Origin of the sequence: Phaeovulum sp. W22_SRMD_FR3 (genome assembly GCF_052113705.1) — a bacterium.
Lineage (GTDB): Bacteria > Pseudomonadota > Alphaproteobacteria > Rhodobacterales > Rhodobacteraceae > JBGQOG01.
This window is the reverse complement of the sequence record NZ_JBGQOG010000028.1, coordinates 23,996-38,442: the sequence shown is the minus strand read 5'-3', so window position 1 is coordinate 38,442 and position 14,447 is coordinate 23,996. Positions and strand designations below refer to the sequence as shown.

Below are 14,447 nucleotides of genomic sequence, written 5' to 3'. Positions count from 1 at the left end.
TCCGTCTCGTCATATCCACACTCCAGTTCCTTGGTCACGATCTTATCTTCGTGTCCACGAAACCGGCAGCAGCTCAGTTAGTGTATGTCTTCGACTGAACCGAAGAGGATCTCCGGGTCGAAGGTGTTCAAATAGTCATCGACATCAAATGGGGTGAAGCCATCGGGCAGCCTATATTTTTTCTAACAAGCCAATGAGCAATCCTACGCGTGGCCTTCTTCCGCCCAGCAAGCTTGCAGTTAGTCAAGGCATCAATCATCAACTGAATCACATATCCGGGGCACCGCAAGCCAGCATGTTGCCCCGGCTTTGGCGCAGGGTCCGGCGCAGCCCTCGCCGCCCTACCGCCTTCTTGCGCGTCCAAAGGCGCCCTGATCTCTGGCTGCGGGCGAGGGGGCGGGCGCGCCTTTCCTGCTTAACCCCTCATAAACCTTTATTTGAAATAGACATTTTGAATTAGGAAAACTTTAGCCACTCACAGGTATCTCTGGCCGCACGGGTCATAGCAGGTTTTGCTGGCCATTCTGCAGGTGGTACTGATTTTGATGAGTTCAGCCTTTTCCTACGCGCTGCGTGGCGCCCTGACGATTGCCGAGGTCACCGCCCAAGCCGCAGAGTTTCAGGATCTTCTGTCCCGAAATACCGCGCTGGTTCTGCGCACCGCCGATCTGACCCGCTGTGATCTGAGCGGCCTGCAATTGCTGGTGGCCACGCTGCATCAGGCCCGGCTGCACAAGATTGACCTGCACATCGAAAGCCCTCCCGGCTCTGTCCTGCACGCGATGCTGGATCAGCATGGACTGCTGGCCGGACCGCAGCCCACCGCTGTTTTGGCAAACGACCACTGGGTCGGCCTCTCCTCTCCGCAATAAGGAATTCCCCAATGACGAAAACGATTCTGGCAGTGGATGATTCCCCCTCGGTCCGGCAGATGGTGCGCCTGACCCTGACCGGGGCGGGCTACCGCGTGATTGAGGCGGTGGATGGCGAGGATGCGCTGCTCAAAGCCAGCGAAGGCCCGGTGGATGCGATCCTGACCGATCAGAACATGCCGCGTCTGGACGGCATCGGCTTTATCCGCCGCTATCGCGAGACGCGGGCGGCGCTGGGCGTGCCGATCGTGTTCTTGTCGACGGAATCCCATGCCGAACTGAAGGCGCAGGCCAAGGCGGCGGGTGCCACCGGCTGGATGGTCAAGCCCTTTGATCAGGCACAGCTTCTGGCCGTGGTGCGCAAGATGGTCGGCGCATGAGTGCGGTGGATGAAAGCACGGATCTGTTTCGGCAAGAGGCCGCCGAACTGGTCGCGGCGCTGGAACGGGGCCTTCTGGACCTCGAACAGACCCCGCAGAGTGCCGAGCTGATCAACGCGATTTTCCGCGACATGCATACGGTCAAAGGCTCGGGCGCGATGTTCGGCTTTACCGATCTGGCGCGTTTCGTGCATGATTTCGAGACCGCTTTTGACCGGCTGCGGCAGGGCGAGGTGCAGGCGACCCCGGCGCTGATCGCGGTGGCGTTGCGCGCCTGCGACCAGATCACCGCGCTGATCGCGGATCCGGTCTCGGCGCGGGCGGCCAGTGATGGCCTTCTGGCGGAGCTGGCGGCGGCGCTGGGGCAAAACCCTGCCGCGGCTGAGCCGGTCGTGGAAGGGCTGCATCTGCGGTTCTACCTGCCGGTGGATTGTATGCGGCTGGGCTGTAACCCGGTGCTTTTGCTGGAGGAGTTGCGCGCTCTCGATCAGGGCGCGGGCGAGGTGCCGGTCCGTGCGCTGGTCGACCGCGTGCCGTCGCTGCCGCAGCTGGACCCGCAAGATTGCTGGATGGGCTGGGAGGTTACCCTGCGCGGCGCGGTTTCCGAAGCGGCGGTGGGTGAGGTTTTTCTGTTCCTGCGCGACGATATGGAACTGATCATCACCCCGCTGGCCCCGCAAAAGGATGCGCAAGCGCCAGATGCTGCCGTGACGCGCCAACCCGACCCGGCCGAAGACCCGGAGGCTTCGGTGGCCGCCTCCGGCACGGCGGCGGCGGGGAACACGATCCGCGTCCCGACCGAGCGGCTGGATGAGCTGATGGACCGGGTGGGCGAATTGGTGATCGCCGAGGCGCGGCTGTCCTCGCTGGCCTACAGCCGCCGCGATCCGGCGCTTTTGGCGGTGGCCGAGGATATTCAACGGCTGGCGGCGGGGATGCGCGACACCACAATGTCGATCCGGATGGTGCCGATCGGCTCGATCTTCGGGCGCTTCCGCCGCCTGATGCGCGATCTGTCGGAGACGCTGGGCAAGCCCGTGAATTTCGTGACCACGGGGGCCGAGACGGAACTCGACAAGACGGTGATCGAAATGCTCGCCGATCCTTTGGTGCATATCCTGCGCAATTCGATCGACCACGGGCTGGAAACCACAGAGGCCCGCAGAACCGCCGGGAAACCCGAAGCGGGGACGATTGAGCTGTCGGCGACCTATTCGGGCGCCGAGGTGCTGATCAGCGTGCGCGATGATGGCCGCGGCCTGAATGCCGAGCGGATCCGGGCGCGCGCGATTGAGGGGGGGCTGATCGCCGCCGATGCGCAACTGCCCGAAAGTGATCTGCTGCGGCTGATCTTTGAGCCCGGCTTTTCCACCGCCAAAACCGTGACCGAACTCTCGGGGCGCGGCGTCGGCATGGATGTGGTCAAGCGCACGATCAGCGGCCTGCGCGGGCAGATCGAACTCAGCTCAGAGCCCGGGCATGGCACCACGGTCACCCTGCGTCTGCCCCTCACGCTGGCGATCATCGACGGGCTCTTGATCGAGGTGGGGGGCGAGCATTACTCGCTGCCGCTGGCCGCGATTGAGGAATGCGTCGAACTGCCGGAGCAACATGCGGTGGCGGGCAGCTCTGCCAGCCTGCTGAACATCCGCGGCGCGATGGTGCCCTTTGTCCGCCTGCGCGATCTGTTCGAGACGCCGGGCGCGGCGCCGGAGTTCCAGAAGGTGGTGATCGTCTCCTCGGGCGGCGCACGGGTGGGGCTGGTCGTCGACCGGATCGTCTCGAACAGCCAGACGGTGATCAAGCAGCTCAGCCAGCTGCACGCGCATCTGAAATGCTTTTCCGGCGCGACCATTCTGGGGGACGGCAGTGTCGCGCTGATCCTCGATGTCTCGCAACTGGTGGATTATGGCCGCGCGCGCGAAGAGCGGGCCCGGCATGCGGGGTCGGTCTTTGGCCGCCCGGAAAGGGCCGTGGCATGAACGTGGTAACCCTCAGACTGGGCGGCGAGATGATGGCGCTGCCCGCCGAATGTTTGCGCGAAATCCTGGAGCCGGTGCCGGTGACCCGGGTGCCGCAGGCGGGCCCCTTCGCGCCCGGCCTGATCAATGTACGCGGCGCGGTGGTGCCACTGGCCGATCTGCGGGTGGCACTCGGCATGCAGCCCGAAGCCGCCACCGAAGACACGCGGATGCTGGTGCTTGATGTGCCGCTGGCCAGCGGGACCGGCACGGTGGCGATCCTTGCCGATAAGGTCCTCGATGTGACCGAAATGGACATGTCAAAGCTTGATGCCATCCCCGGCGTCGGGGTGCGCTGGCCGCCCGAGTTCCTGCTCGGCATTGGCAAATGGCATGGCGAATTCGTCGCCCTGCCTGACCTTGAAAAGATTTTCATGTCCGGTGCCGCGCAAGGCGCAGCCGCGACGGCACTTGAAGAAGGAAACTGAGCCATGCGGCTGACGATCAAACTGAAACTTGTGGCCACCTTTGCCCTGCTGATTCTGATGTCGGCGGGCAGCCAGGTCATCGCGATCAAGGACCTCGGGATGCTGAACACCGCGGTGAATGCACTGGCGGAAGGCGACGCCGTCCGGGTGAAACTGTCGCAGGATCTGCTGGGCATGCAGCTGCGGCTGCAGCGCGATGTGCGCGAAGCCCTGCTGCTGGAAAACATCGAAGACCGCAACACGGTGGAGGCGCGGATCGAAACCCAGCAGGCAAAGGTGGGCGAGATTCTCGCGTCGCTGAAGGACATCGCAACCGAAGCCGGACAGGCGGATCTGACCACCTATGAGCGCCAGACGGCTGAACTGCGCACCATCGAAGAGCGTGCGATGTCTTTGGCCAACGCCGCGCAACTCCAGCGTGCGGTCTCTGTCCTGCAAAGCGAAGGCCGCGCCAAATGGCTGGAAGTTGAGGCGACGCTGAACAGCATCGTCACCCGCAACACCGACAGCATGGCGCAGGCCAGTGCGGAAACCGACACCATCTATGCCAATGCCCGCACGCTGTTGATTTCTCTGGTGATCGGCGCTTCGGTTTTGGGCGCCATCGCGGCGGCCTGGATCATCCTGTCGATCGCCCGCGGGCTGAAACGCGCCATTTCCCTCTCGCGCACCGTGGCCTCCGGCGATCTGACCGAAACCGCGCAGCTCAGCGGCAATGATGAGGTCACCGATCTTTTGCGCGATCTGAACGGCATGGTCGAGAAACTGCGCGACGTGGTGGGCGATGTCGCCAGCGCCGCCCGCAATGTGGCCTCCGGGTCGGAAGAAATGTCGGCCACCTCGGAACAGCTGAGCCAGGGCGCGGCGGAGCAAGCCAGCTCGACCGAAGAGGCCTCGGCCTCGATGGAACAGATGGCGGCGAACATCCGTCAAAGCGCCGAGAATGCCGCCCAGACCGAGAAAATGGCCCGCAAATCGGCCACCGATGCCCGTGAAAGCGGTCAGGCCGTGGCGCGCGCGGTGGAGGCGATGCAGACGATTGCCGAGAAGATCATGGTGGTGCAGGAAATCGCCCGCCAGACCGACCTTCTCGCGCTGAATGCCGCCGTCGAAGCGGCCCGCGCCGGGGAACATGGCCGGGGATTTGCCGTCGTCGCCTCGGAAGTGCGCAAGCTGGCGGAACGCAGCCAGTCGGCGGCGGGCGAAATCTCGACTTTGTCGGGCAACACGGTGCGCGCCGCGCAGGCCGCGGGCACGATGCTCGATGGTCTGGTGCCCGATATCGAGCGCACCTCGCAGCTGGTGGCCGAAATCTCGAACGCGAGCCAGGAGCAGGCCACGGGGGCCGCGCAGGTGAATATGGCGATCCAGCAGCTGGACAAGGTGACGCAGGAAAACACCTCGGCTTCCGAGGAAATGTCCTCGACCGCGGAAGAGCTGGCCAGCCAGGCCGAGCAATTGCAGGCGGCCATCGGCTTCTTCCGCGTCAGCACCAGCGGCCAAAGCCTGGCCCGCAGCGCCAGCCCGAAACCGGCGGCGCGCAAGAAACCCGCGAAATCTGGGCCGCGCGGCGGTGGGTTTGACTTCAACATCGCCGATGCGGAAGACGAGCTGGACATGCAGTTCTTCCGCTCCTCCCGCGGGGGCAAGGACCGCGCAGCATGACCGAGCGTCTGGGGCAGGTGGTGACTTTGGCGATTGGCGAAGATCTCTTCGCCGTCCCGGTCACCCGCGTGATGGAAATCCTGGATCAGCGGCGGATTGCACGTCTGCCGCAGGCCCCCCGGCATCTCCTCGGCGTCATCGACGTGCGCGGGGATGGCGTGGCGGTGGTCGATCTGCGGGCGCTGCTGGGCTGTGAGGTCATCGGCGACATCGACAGCTCGCGCATTCTGGTCCTCTGGGTGCAGACGCCCGAGCGCCGGGCGGTGATCGGCCTGCGGGCGGATCGGGTGATCGAGGTGACCATGCTGGATGACGGGGTGATTGCCCCGCTGGCCGAGGCGAAGATGCTGAACTGGGATGAACGTCTCGTGGCCGGGATCGGTCGCCGTAACGGCGATTTTGTCACCGTGCTCGATCTGGACCGGATGTTTGACGGTGCGACGCTGGCGCAGGCCGATGGCATGGGCCGGGCCGCCGGTCTGCCGCAAAAGTCGGTCGCATGATCGCCGCGCAGCCCTTCGCCGCGCCCCCCTTTGACCGGGAGGGGCAGGGCGCTCATGCGCCCAGGGCGACGGGCGCGCGCGCCGATGCCCGCGCGCTTTACGGTCGCTTTGCCGCTCTGGTGCGCGATGAGATCGGGGTCAAACTGCCGCCGACCAAACAGCTGATGGTGGAAAGCCGCTTGCGCCGCCGGATGATCAACCTCGGCTATGCGACGGTTCAGGACTATTTTCAGCATCTTTTTGCCGAAGGTGGGCTGGAGGCTGAGCGGGATGTGATCTTTGACGCGGTCACCACCAACAAGACCGACTTCTTTCGGGAAATCAGTCATTTTGAGATTTTGGCCAAGACCGTTCTGCCCGCCGCCCATCAGCGGCGCCGGACCTCGGGGGGCATGACAAAAATCTGGAGTGCAGCGGCCTCAACCGGGGCCGAGGCCTATACGATGGCCATGGTCAGCCAGCTCTATGCAGAGGCAACCCCGGGCTTTGGATGGGGTGTCTTAGGTACTGATATCAATACCGAAGTTTTGCGTCAGGCCTGCACTGCCGTCTACAGCACCGAGACCATCGCTCCGGTGCCGCCCGCCCTGCGCGAGCAGTTTTTGATGCGTGGCGAGGGGGAGCAGTCGGGCAGCTGGCGCATCGTGCCGGAGTTGCGGCGGCGCACCCAGTTTCAACGTCTCAATCTGATGGAAACCAATTATCCGATAGACCGGGATCTCGACGTGATTTTTCTGCGCAACGTGCTGATCTATTTCGGCCCCGAGGACCAGACAAAGGTGATCGGGGCGATGGCGGATCATCTGGTGCGCGGTGGGCACTTTTTTGTCGGCCATTCGGAATCGATGGTCGTGCGCGATGCGCGTTTCACCCAGATCGCTCCGGCGGTCTTTGTCAGGAGTTGACGATGCCCGCTGCCCGTGTTGCGCCCTCTGCAACAAGCCCCTCTGGTGCCGCCACAGGCAGCGCGCCGCTGCGGGTGATGATCGTGGACGATTCCGCCTCGATCCGCGCGGCCTTTTCCTCGATCATCTCTGAGGATCCGGGGCATGGGCGATGATGGCCCGCGCTGCATGGCCGAGATGAAAGCCGCCGGGGCGCAGACCCTCGCGCAGGATGAGGCGAGTTGCGTGGTCTATGGCATGCCGCGCGAAGCGGTGGATCATGGCGGCGTCGACCGGTCGGTGCCGCTGACACGCATGGCGGCGGAAATCATGGCCTTTGCGGAACAACATGCCCAGAATCGGAGCTGAAGCCTATGAATAACCCGCTTCACCGCACACAGTTTTCCGCAGCCTGGGCCGCGCCGCATTCGGGCGGGCCGGACCTGCGCGCGCTGTCGCAGCAGTTGCAGAATGTGCATGGCCGCACCGAGCTGGTGTTTCTGAACGCGGGGCGTGATCTGGTCAATCTGACGGCGCAATTCGATTGCATCGAAGAGCCCTTGCTGGATTTTGGCAATCTGGTTGATGCGGGGCAAATCAGCACTTTGGCGCAGAATGTCGGCACGCTGGATCTGGCGATGTCCGAGCTGACCACCGCGCTGACCACGGGGATCACCTGGGTGGGTGAACTCGGCACCACCGCGCATCAGCTGCAGGCCGAGGTCGGTGACATGGCGCGCATCGTGCGCACGATGACCATCGTGGCGCTGAACGCCCGCGTGACGGTCGCGGCGCTGACCGGGCGGCATTCCGGGCTGGAAGTCTTTACCAAAAGCGCCTCGGAGCTGGTGGCGAAAGCGGCCAATATCCTGTGGGAGATGCAGGAGGCGGTCGTTGACATGGTGGCGACGGCGGATCAGGCGCGCGGCGTGGGCGAGGTCTTGCACCGCATGCTGGATCAGTCTTTGCCGCCGGTGGTGCAGGGGCTGGGCGGCGATCTGATCGAGATGCAATCGGTCACCCAGAATATGCACCGCGAGGGCCGCGATCTGTCGGGCGCGTCGCAAAAACTGCGCGCCACCCTGTCGGCGGCGGCGGCCGGATTGCAGATCGGCGACACCACCCGGCAGCGTCTGGAGCACAGCCTCGAGATCGTGTCGCGCAGCATGACCGGGACCGCAGCTGCCGCGCAAACGGTTCTGCTGATGCTGGTCAGCGATCAGCTGGAGGATTGCCGCGCCGATCATGCGCAGGGTCTGGCGCAGATCGGGGGCAGTCTGACGCAGGCGCGGGGGCAGATCGCGGGATTTCTGGGCCGCGACAGCAGCCTGAGCGAGGCGGTGCGGGCCTGCAAACGCGAAAATGGTCTGTTGAGCAAGATCCGCGATCTGCAGCACAGCATGGGAGAGTGCCGCCGCGCGCGGCTGCGTCTGGCCGGGCAGGCTGCCGAATTGTCGCAAGGCCTCGCGCATTTGTCGGGCGTGGTGGCGGGCATGCGCACGGTTGAGGAACAGATGCGGATGATCGGCATCAACGCGGTGATTTCCTGCGCCAATCTGGGCACCGAGGGCCATGCGCTCAAGGAAATTTCGGTGCAGCTGCGCGAGCTGGCGGGCGCGATCTCGGGGCGTTTTGACAAGATCTATGCCAGCCTCAAGCGGATGGATCTGGCCGCAGGCAGTGCCACCGCGCAACTGGCCGAGGCGGCGCAGACGCCGTTTGACCGGCTGGAGGCAACCGCGGCGCAGATGGTCGGGGATCTGCATCATGTGCAGCGGGTGATGGCGCGTCTGGCCGAGGCCTTTGGCAGCATCGCGACGGTTGAGAATGCCCGGCAGTGGGATACCACCACCGGCGCGCTGGCCGACCATGCCGCGCAGGTTGATCAGGCGGCGCTGCTGCTGGCCGAGGTGCTGGACGCCGCAGCGCCCTGCGCGCCCGAGCATCTTGCCGCCGGGCTGCGCGAGCTGCAAAAGGTTCAGTCGCTGTACACGATGGCGGCAGAGCGGCGGTGTCACAGCGATTTTCTGGCACGGCTGGGGCTTGCGGCCCCGGAACCTGCGCAGGCTGCCGGAGCGACTTTCGCGGCACCGCCTGCCGCTGCGGGCGATGCTGCCGTGGATGATGTCTTCTTCTGATCGCACCGCCCAAGGCGGCGGGGAGGACATCTGCGCCAATCACAATCTCAGCCGCCGCCTTTGGCAGATCGATGGTCATCCGGGATGGCAATCGGTTTACGGCGCTTGCCGAGGCGGGGCATCTGCCATGTTCCCGGATTATAAACCCAAGGACGCAGCGCGCGCAGTTCGTCATGTCCGAAGAGGACATCGCCCGGTTCCATGAGAGATACCTGACTCTGCCGAAGATTCTCGAAGAGTTTGATCTTCACTGGCACACCGCATCGGCACTCCTGAAGGCAAAAGGCATTCGACCCTTCAGCCCGAACGGAGGCGATTACGGCAAGATCTACCTTCACAGCGAGGCGGAAGCCGTGTTGGAACGCCGTCGCGGGTGAGCGCTCGCTCTGGATGCTCCATCAGGTGGGACCCGACGGGATTCCGCAATCCACAAATTTAATCACATGAATAACAGAGGCTTATCCGCCCAAAGCGGGACCGCCAACAAAACAGGCTTGACAGGGGTGTGCTCGAAGAACACCGTTTCGTGCATACATATGCCTTATCTGCACAGTCTCTGACCGCGCCAGCCGGTTTGCCGGGACAGGTGAGTTTCGATCATCCGGGTATGGGCGGCGCGAAGCACTTCCTCGGTCACGCCGGGCCGCGGGCGAAAGCGGCCAAGCTCCATGCCTTCGCCCTCCTGCATCATCGGCAGACTTCCGGCGGGTAACGCGAAATGCCCCATCGCGCCGAAGGCCGTGATTGTTTCCCGGAACGGCGCAAAATCATCACCGGTTCCAACTTTTCCGGCTGCGTCGACCGCAACTTCCGGGGTGGCCCAGACCACCAGATCCGCGCGGAGCAAACCGGCTTCGGCATCGGCAAGCGGCAGCCAGCCAGAAAGCCCCGGAAAGCCCGCGGCAATCTCTCTGGCGGATTGACACCGGGCATCAGCCTCATGCACTGAGCCGACCTGATAAGTGACGATCTCCAGTCGGGGATAGATCATGCGATGTTCCTTTTGATGTGTTATCACCCCCTGTTAAAACGTGCCCCTGACAGAAGATGTCAGGGTGATGCTATGAGTTGGCCTTATGAAAACACTGCGCCTTTTTGCTCTTCTGGATCAATTGCGTGCGGCAAGGCGGCCGTCTCGGCCGAGGCACTTGCCGCGCGTTTCGCGGTTTCGTCGCGCACGATCTACCGTGACATCGCCAGCCTTCAGTCGATCGGTGCGCCGATCCGGGGGGAATCGGGCGTCGGCTATCAGCTGGAGCAGGGTTACTTCCTGCCGCGGCTACACTTTGATGCCGAGGAAATGGAGGCAATTATGCTGGACATGCGCCATCTGATCGCGCGGAAGGGCGGTGGGTTGGGTGATGCGGCCGAACGGGAGACAGGAAAAGTTGCGGCAGCACTGGGCAGGGAAGCAAGTGAGCAGTTCCGGCACCTTAATATCCTTGTGGCCACCCGGCAGCGCGAGGAAGATCTGCTTGCCGAACGCTGGGGCGGATTGGTGCCTCATGCCATTCGCAAAAGATCTGTGCTGGATCTGGTCTATTTCAGCCTCGACGGGCGCGAAAGCAGACGCTGTGTTCATCCCCTCGGGCTGCCGCAGTTTGATGAGGTCTGGTTGCTGGCGGCGTGGTGCGAGATCGCAGAAGATTTCCGGAATTTCAGACTGGACCGCATCAAGGCCGCGGCCGTAACCGGCGCAAGGTTTCGCCAAATCCCCAAGCAGCGCTTCCAGGATTACCTCGCCAGCCTGTGATCATCCCTGAGCGGCTGCTTTGTCCCGCATCAGCGGCAGCCATATCCTCATTCTGCTGCGCGCGGCAATGAACGGAAACTTTGGGAGCATGCTGGCGGAAGCTGCGAGTTTTGCCAACCTTAAGAATGGCGTACGCGCTGAATTCGCAATGCCAAACGGTTGCAATATTAAAAGCATGGCAATCCTGTAGCATTGCGGATTGTGAAAATTTGTCATACCTTAGCATGGCAATACCTCCGCTAATGCAACTTCATAGGTTGGCAAATGTCCGTCTCTCGCGCGAAGCAGCGTCAAGCCCAAGAAAGGATCAACCAAGCCGCAACCTTGGTTAAATCCGTTGCGAAGCCGTTCGGCGGCTGGATTGCTACGTTCCAGGAGGCAATCGGGATGAATGCTCCCGCCCTCGCTGAACGCCTCGGGATCTCACGCAACAACATCTACGCCGCGATGAAGACCGAACAGGCTGGAACCATCTCCGTGAACCAGTTGGAGAAGATCGCCGAAGCCATGGGTGGCCGCCTCGTCTATGCGATCATCCCGCGTGATGGCCCCGTCGAAGATATCGTTCTGGCTCAGGCGCGCTCCAAGGCGCGGCGGATCATTCAGCGCACACGAGCCCACATGGCGTTGGAAGAGCAGACCGATGGTTTGCGCAGCGAAGCTGAGATGGTCGAGGAACTGGCCGCGGACATCATCCGCGAGGGGCGGCGGGATTTCTGGCAATGACCCTCGAGCTTCACGAACCTGCCGGAGCGACGCCACTGACACCGGACGAATTGCTTGGGCTCAAGGCAAAGCACATCGCGACTCGCGGCGAGCTGAACGAACTCGAAGGCGAGAACATCATCGCGGGTCTGACCTGGCTAGACCGTCGCCCAAAGAGTTTCGACCTTCTGACCGATGCCGCCGTCCGGGAAATTCACAAACGCCTCTTTGGCGAAATCTGGGATTGGGCGGGCGTCTATCGGCTTACCGACAAAAACATCGGGGTGCCGATCTGGCACATCTCGACCGAGTTGCGCACCTGTCTCGACGATGCCCGGTATTGGCGCGACCACAAGAGCTTTGACCCCCTGGAAGCCACGGCGCGCCTGCATCACCGGCTGGTCTGGATCCACCCCTTCGCAAATGGCAATGGCCGTTGGGCAAGGATCATGGCCGACGCCTATCTGTCGAGAATTGAACCGAAGGTCTTCCTCGACTGGTCTGGCGGAGGGACGCTCAACGCCGAAAGTGACCACCGCATGGCCTACATTGCGGCCCTCAGGGCGGCAGACCAATATGATTTCGATCCCTTAGTGGCGTTGGTGAAGTCGCTCGCAAGATAATCGTCAGGCAACCGGGCCGCGAAAGAAAGACGCGGGTAGATTTCATTGCAGATGACACCGGGAAGTCGCGTTGAGCCGTCTGTCCGCTTCGAGCAAGACGGAGATGCAGTTATTTACCTTCGGTGTCGTCGCGGGAATCCATTCAGAAATCTGCATGTCGATTGCCACTTTCGCGTGAGCCGCGGGCACGAAAAGAACTGGCCTGAAGGGCGGACCCGCGACCACCACGACCACCGAGCACTGAGCACTGAGCACTGAGCCCGGATACGCCGCTCCTCGCTCATTGTGTTTCCGCAGTGCCCCTGCACCTCACGGGAACAATGCCCGAGCCCAACTCACGGCTTGCGAAGGTGCGCCAGATTCCGGGCCTGTCGATGTGCCAGCAGTACACCGAGTTCTGGCAATGTTGTCGCGTCTAACCTTTCTGTGGTGACCTCCAGCAATCGACGATCTTCCTTCGTCAGCTTGCTCTTTGGCCAGAAAGACTGGAACTTTTTCGATGCAAACAAAAAGCCATCCCCCCAGTCTGTTTGCCCTTTTCGCTTGCGCTTCGTCATCGCTGCCAGAAACACCGCGCTATCGCAGGACTGATCCGAGGCAAGTTGTGCGTGCAACATAAGGATATCCATGAACCGCTGGAATTTGGACGGGTCGAGGTGCAACAGGACAGCAGGCAAAACCGGGGCGAGCCAGTCATTTGGCGGGATCATTTTCGGAGAGATGACGATAGAGGTCAAATAGCCGTCGACCCAGTCGGTGGTGAGGTCACTGCCGCGCAAAAGCCGGGCGAACTCGCCCTGTTTCTCAGGTTCTGGAGCGTCTTCGACAAGCTGCTCCAGCGTCGCAGCAGGGTCAATTTCGGGGTCATCCCGGATCCAGGCTTCGATGGTTTGATCGTGGATGTCGAGCATCACCGGTATTTTCTTCAGATCGCGCCCTTCAATCAGCGCCATCGCGCAGGCGGCGAAGCTGGCCGCATCCGGTTCCCTGGCGGTCTCGAGCACATCGGCCGCGCGGGCGAAGATAAGGGCCCATCGGTCGCGGCGGGTCTCCAGCCATTTCCATAATGCCGCTTCCGCCACGCGTGGACTGCGCGCCTGATCGAGAATGCCTTGCGCCGCGTCACTGTCTTCGAACCAACTTTCCAGAACGGGGTATCGATCCCACCATTGCTCGCTGGCATTGATCAGGCGTCCGCGCTGTATCGGCGAGAGCTGTGCAAAAGCGGCTGCCGTTTCGAGGCCTGCGATCAGTTCCGGGGTGGATTGGGGTGTGGGGCGCAGATCCGTCAGGCCGCAGTGCCGCATGATATCGATGAGGCCGGGTGCGGGAGGGTGGTCCTGCGCCAGCCCATCCGCGAGAGCGGTGCTGAGCGCGCGCTTGAGATATTCCGCGGTCACCGGCAGCGCACCGACTTCGTCGGTAAGGCGGGCGATGAGTGCGGTTTGATCTTTCGCCCCGCGGCAAGGGAGCGTGTAGGCATCTTTCACGCCATGCCCTTGTTTCAGGAGCAACATCGCCATCGCGCGCTTCTTGCCCGATTGCAAGGCGATGCCAATGCTCTGGGCGCCACCGCCATCGGGCAGGGACGCGCTGATCTGCTTGATGACCCAAGACGCTGGCTCGGCCTCCTGCGCCACACCGCTGCGCAGCGCGTCTTTCAGAAGGTGGTCGACTTGCCGCCTTGCGCTGTCTTGTGGCATCCAGCTGCGCAACACCACGAGCGTTGCCAATGTCCTGGCGCTGAGCTCGCCACAGGCCAGCCGTTCAGAAAGCCCCTCGGCCGCCGCAAGGCGGAGGTTCGGCGCGGCATCAAGCAACCAGAAACACGCCATTTCCGCGTGCATCGGATCGCGTCGGGTGGCGGAATATGCGACGATCTGCTCGCGCATTTCTACGGGCATTGCCGGGAAGATTTCGGTCAAAGCTGCATGCAGAGCCAGCGGGTCGCCTCCGGCTTGACGCGAAAAATCGGCGAGCAGCCCGTCAAGGATTGAGTTGTCGTTGGCCGGGCCATCTCCTCGCACATCTTGCAGCGCGATCTCCTCGTCCCGTGGTATTTCCAACGCTACCGGACCGATGAGACCATTCCTGGCCCAAAGCTGTGCGAAGAGCAGGCTATGTGGTGCCGTCATCCGTCCCTGACGCTTTGCCAGGATAAGAGCATCTTCGGCGGTGTCGAAAAACGCCTGTCCGCGCACCTTGTCACTCTCACGCGCCATTCGCGCAGCATCGAGACCCGCGTCGAGAAGTTCGAACAGATCTTCGGCCTCAGAGGTTTCGACGGATATTGTACATAGCCGGGCGATGATTTGCCCCCCGAGAGCGGGGCGATGTAGCAGATCAGGGCCGATAAGGTCGAGCACCTCGCGCCGGGCAGCAAAATTGTTCTCGCCTGCATTGGCAAGCGCCGCGAGCGCCTGATCAATCCGCCCCTTGGTCACCATCCCGCCTGCCTTTTCTTCCCCGGTTCGT

At 62.7% G+C, this 14,447-nt stretch carries 15 protein-coding genes and 1 pseudogene; 13 read left to right on the top strand and 3 right to left on the bottom strand.

Translation table 11 applies throughout. The annotated features are described in order from the left end of the window. The first annotated feature begins 545 nt into the window (after nucleotides 1-545). From ACEN2S_RS21485 to ACEN2S_RS21455, 7 genes are read left to right on the top strand one after another with little or no spacing between them, the layout of a single operon-like run. The gene (locus ACEN2S_RS21485; protein ID WP_441870353.1) at nucleotides 546-872 is read left to right on the top strand and encodes an STAS domain-containing protein; all 327 of its coding nucleotides are present in this window, start codon (nucleotides 546-548) and stop codon (nucleotides 870-872) included. Nucleotides 873-883: 11 nt separating this feature from the next. Beyond that, nucleotides 884-1,252 (top strand): response regulator, encoded by a 369-nt coding sequence (locus tag ACEN2S_RS21480; RefSeq protein WP_441860970.1) that lies wholly within the window; start codon nucleotides 884-886, stop codon nucleotides 1,250-1,252. Beyond that, nucleotides 1,249-3,234 carry a chemotaxis protein CheA gene (locus ACEN2S_RS21475; protein ID WP_441870351.1) on the top strand — a complete coding sequence of 662 codons (1,986 nt, stop codon included), beginning with the start codon at nucleotides 1,249-1,251 and terminating at the stop codon, nucleotides 3,232-3,234. The genes ACEN2S_RS21480 and ACEN2S_RS21475 overlap by 4 nt, the downstream gene beginning before the upstream one ends. Then, nucleotides 3,231-3,701, top strand: coding sequence for a chemotaxis protein CheW (locus tag ACEN2S_RS21470; RefSeq protein WP_441870349.1), 471 nt, complete (start codon nucleotides 3,231-3,233; stop codon nucleotides 3,699-3,701). Before ACEN2S_RS21475 ends, ACEN2S_RS21470 begins: the two co-directional genes overlap by 4 nt. Before the next feature lie 3 nt (nucleotides 3,702-3,704). After that, the gene (locus tag ACEN2S_RS21465) at nucleotides 3,705-5,366 is read left to right on the top strand and encodes a methyl-accepting chemotaxis protein (protein WP_441870347.1); all 1,662 of its coding nucleotides are present in this window, start codon (nucleotides 3,705-3,707) and stop codon (nucleotides 5,364-5,366) included. After that, nucleotides 5,363-5,869, top strand: a complete 507-nt coding sequence (locus ACEN2S_RS21460) for a chemotaxis protein CheW (protein WP_441870345.1) — start codon at nucleotides 5,363-5,365, stop codon at nucleotides 5,867-5,869. Before ACEN2S_RS21465 ends, ACEN2S_RS21460 begins: the two co-directional genes overlap by 4 nt. Next, the gene (locus ACEN2S_RS21455; protein WP_441870343.1) at nucleotides 5,866-6,774 is read left to right on the top strand and encodes a CheR family methyltransferase; all 909 of its coding nucleotides are present in this window, start codon (nucleotides 5,866-5,868) and stop codon (nucleotides 6,772-6,774) included. Before ACEN2S_RS21460 ends, ACEN2S_RS21455 begins: the two co-directional genes overlap by 4 nt. Here the strand turns inward: ACEN2S_RS21455 and ACEN2S_RS21450 are convergent. After that, nucleotides 6,764-6,901, bottom strand: coding sequence for a hypothetical protein (locus ACEN2S_RS21450; RefSeq protein WP_441870341.1), 138 nt, complete (start codon nucleotides 6,899-6,901; stop codon nucleotides 6,764-6,766). The two genes, ACEN2S_RS21455 and ACEN2S_RS21450, sit on opposite strands and share 11 nt — an antisense overlap. 14 nt (nucleotides 6,902-6,915) lie before the next feature. Here ACEN2S_RS21450 and ACEN2S_RS21445 point away from each other — a divergent pair. The 3 genes and pseudogenes from ACEN2S_RS21445 to ACEN2S_RS21435 form a co-directional block, all read left to right on the top strand. Further along, a pseudogene (locus ACEN2S_RS21445) lies at nucleotides 6,916-7,122 on the top strand (chemotaxis protein CheB); the annotation flags it as partial. 5 nt (nucleotides 7,123-7,127) lie between these two features. Beyond that, on the top strand, nucleotides 7,128-8,891 hold the full coding sequence (locus tag ACEN2S_RS21440) for a hypothetical protein (RefSeq protein WP_441870339.1): 1,764 nt from the start codon (nucleotides 7,128-7,130) through the stop codon (nucleotides 8,889-8,891). A gap of 173 nt (nucleotides 8,892-9,064) precedes the next feature. Beyond that, nucleotides 9,065-9,268, top strand: coding sequence for a hypothetical protein (locus ACEN2S_RS21435; RefSeq protein ID WP_441870337.1), 204 nt, complete (start codon nucleotides 9,065-9,067; stop codon nucleotides 9,266-9,268). Between the two features lie 164 nt (nucleotides 9,269-9,432). On the opposite strand, the gene ACEN2S_RS21430 is transcribed toward ACEN2S_RS21435, so the two are convergent. Then, a complete protein-coding gene (locus ACEN2S_RS21430) occupies nucleotides 9,433-9,882 on the bottom strand; it encodes a hypothetical protein (RefSeq protein ID WP_441870335.1) in 450 nt (149 codons plus the stop codon). 72 nt (nucleotides 9,883-9,954) lie between these two features. Here ACEN2S_RS21430 and ACEN2S_RS21425 point away from each other — a divergent pair, with 72 nt between their 5' ends. From ACEN2S_RS21425 to ACEN2S_RS21415, 3 genes are all read left to right on the top strand, one after another. Further along, nucleotides 9,955-10,644: a helix-turn-helix transcriptional regulator gene (locus tag ACEN2S_RS21425; protein ID WP_441870333.1), complete on the top strand. Its 690-nt coding sequence runs from the start codon at nucleotides 9,955-9,957 to the stop codon at nucleotides 10,642-10,644. 264 nt (nucleotides 10,645-10,908) lie between these two features. Beyond that, a complete protein-coding gene (locus ACEN2S_RS21420; protein WP_441870331.1) occupies nucleotides 10,909-11,370 on the top strand; it encodes a hypothetical protein in 462 nt (153 codons plus the stop codon). Next, a complete protein-coding gene (locus tag ACEN2S_RS21415; RefSeq protein WP_441870329.1) occupies nucleotides 11,367-11,972 on the top strand; it encodes a mobile mystery protein B in 606 nt (201 codons plus the stop codon). Before ACEN2S_RS21420 ends, ACEN2S_RS21415 begins: the two co-directional genes overlap by 4 nt. Before the next feature lie 335 nt (nucleotides 11,973-12,307). On the opposite strand, the gene ACEN2S_RS21410 is transcribed toward ACEN2S_RS21415, so the two are convergent. Beyond that, complete coding sequence (locus ACEN2S_RS21410) at nucleotides 12,308-14,419, bottom strand: UPF0149 family protein (protein WP_441870327.1); 2,112 nt, start codon at nucleotides 14,417-14,419, stop codon at nucleotides 12,308-12,310. Nucleotides 14,420-14,447 lie beyond the last annotated feature (28 nt).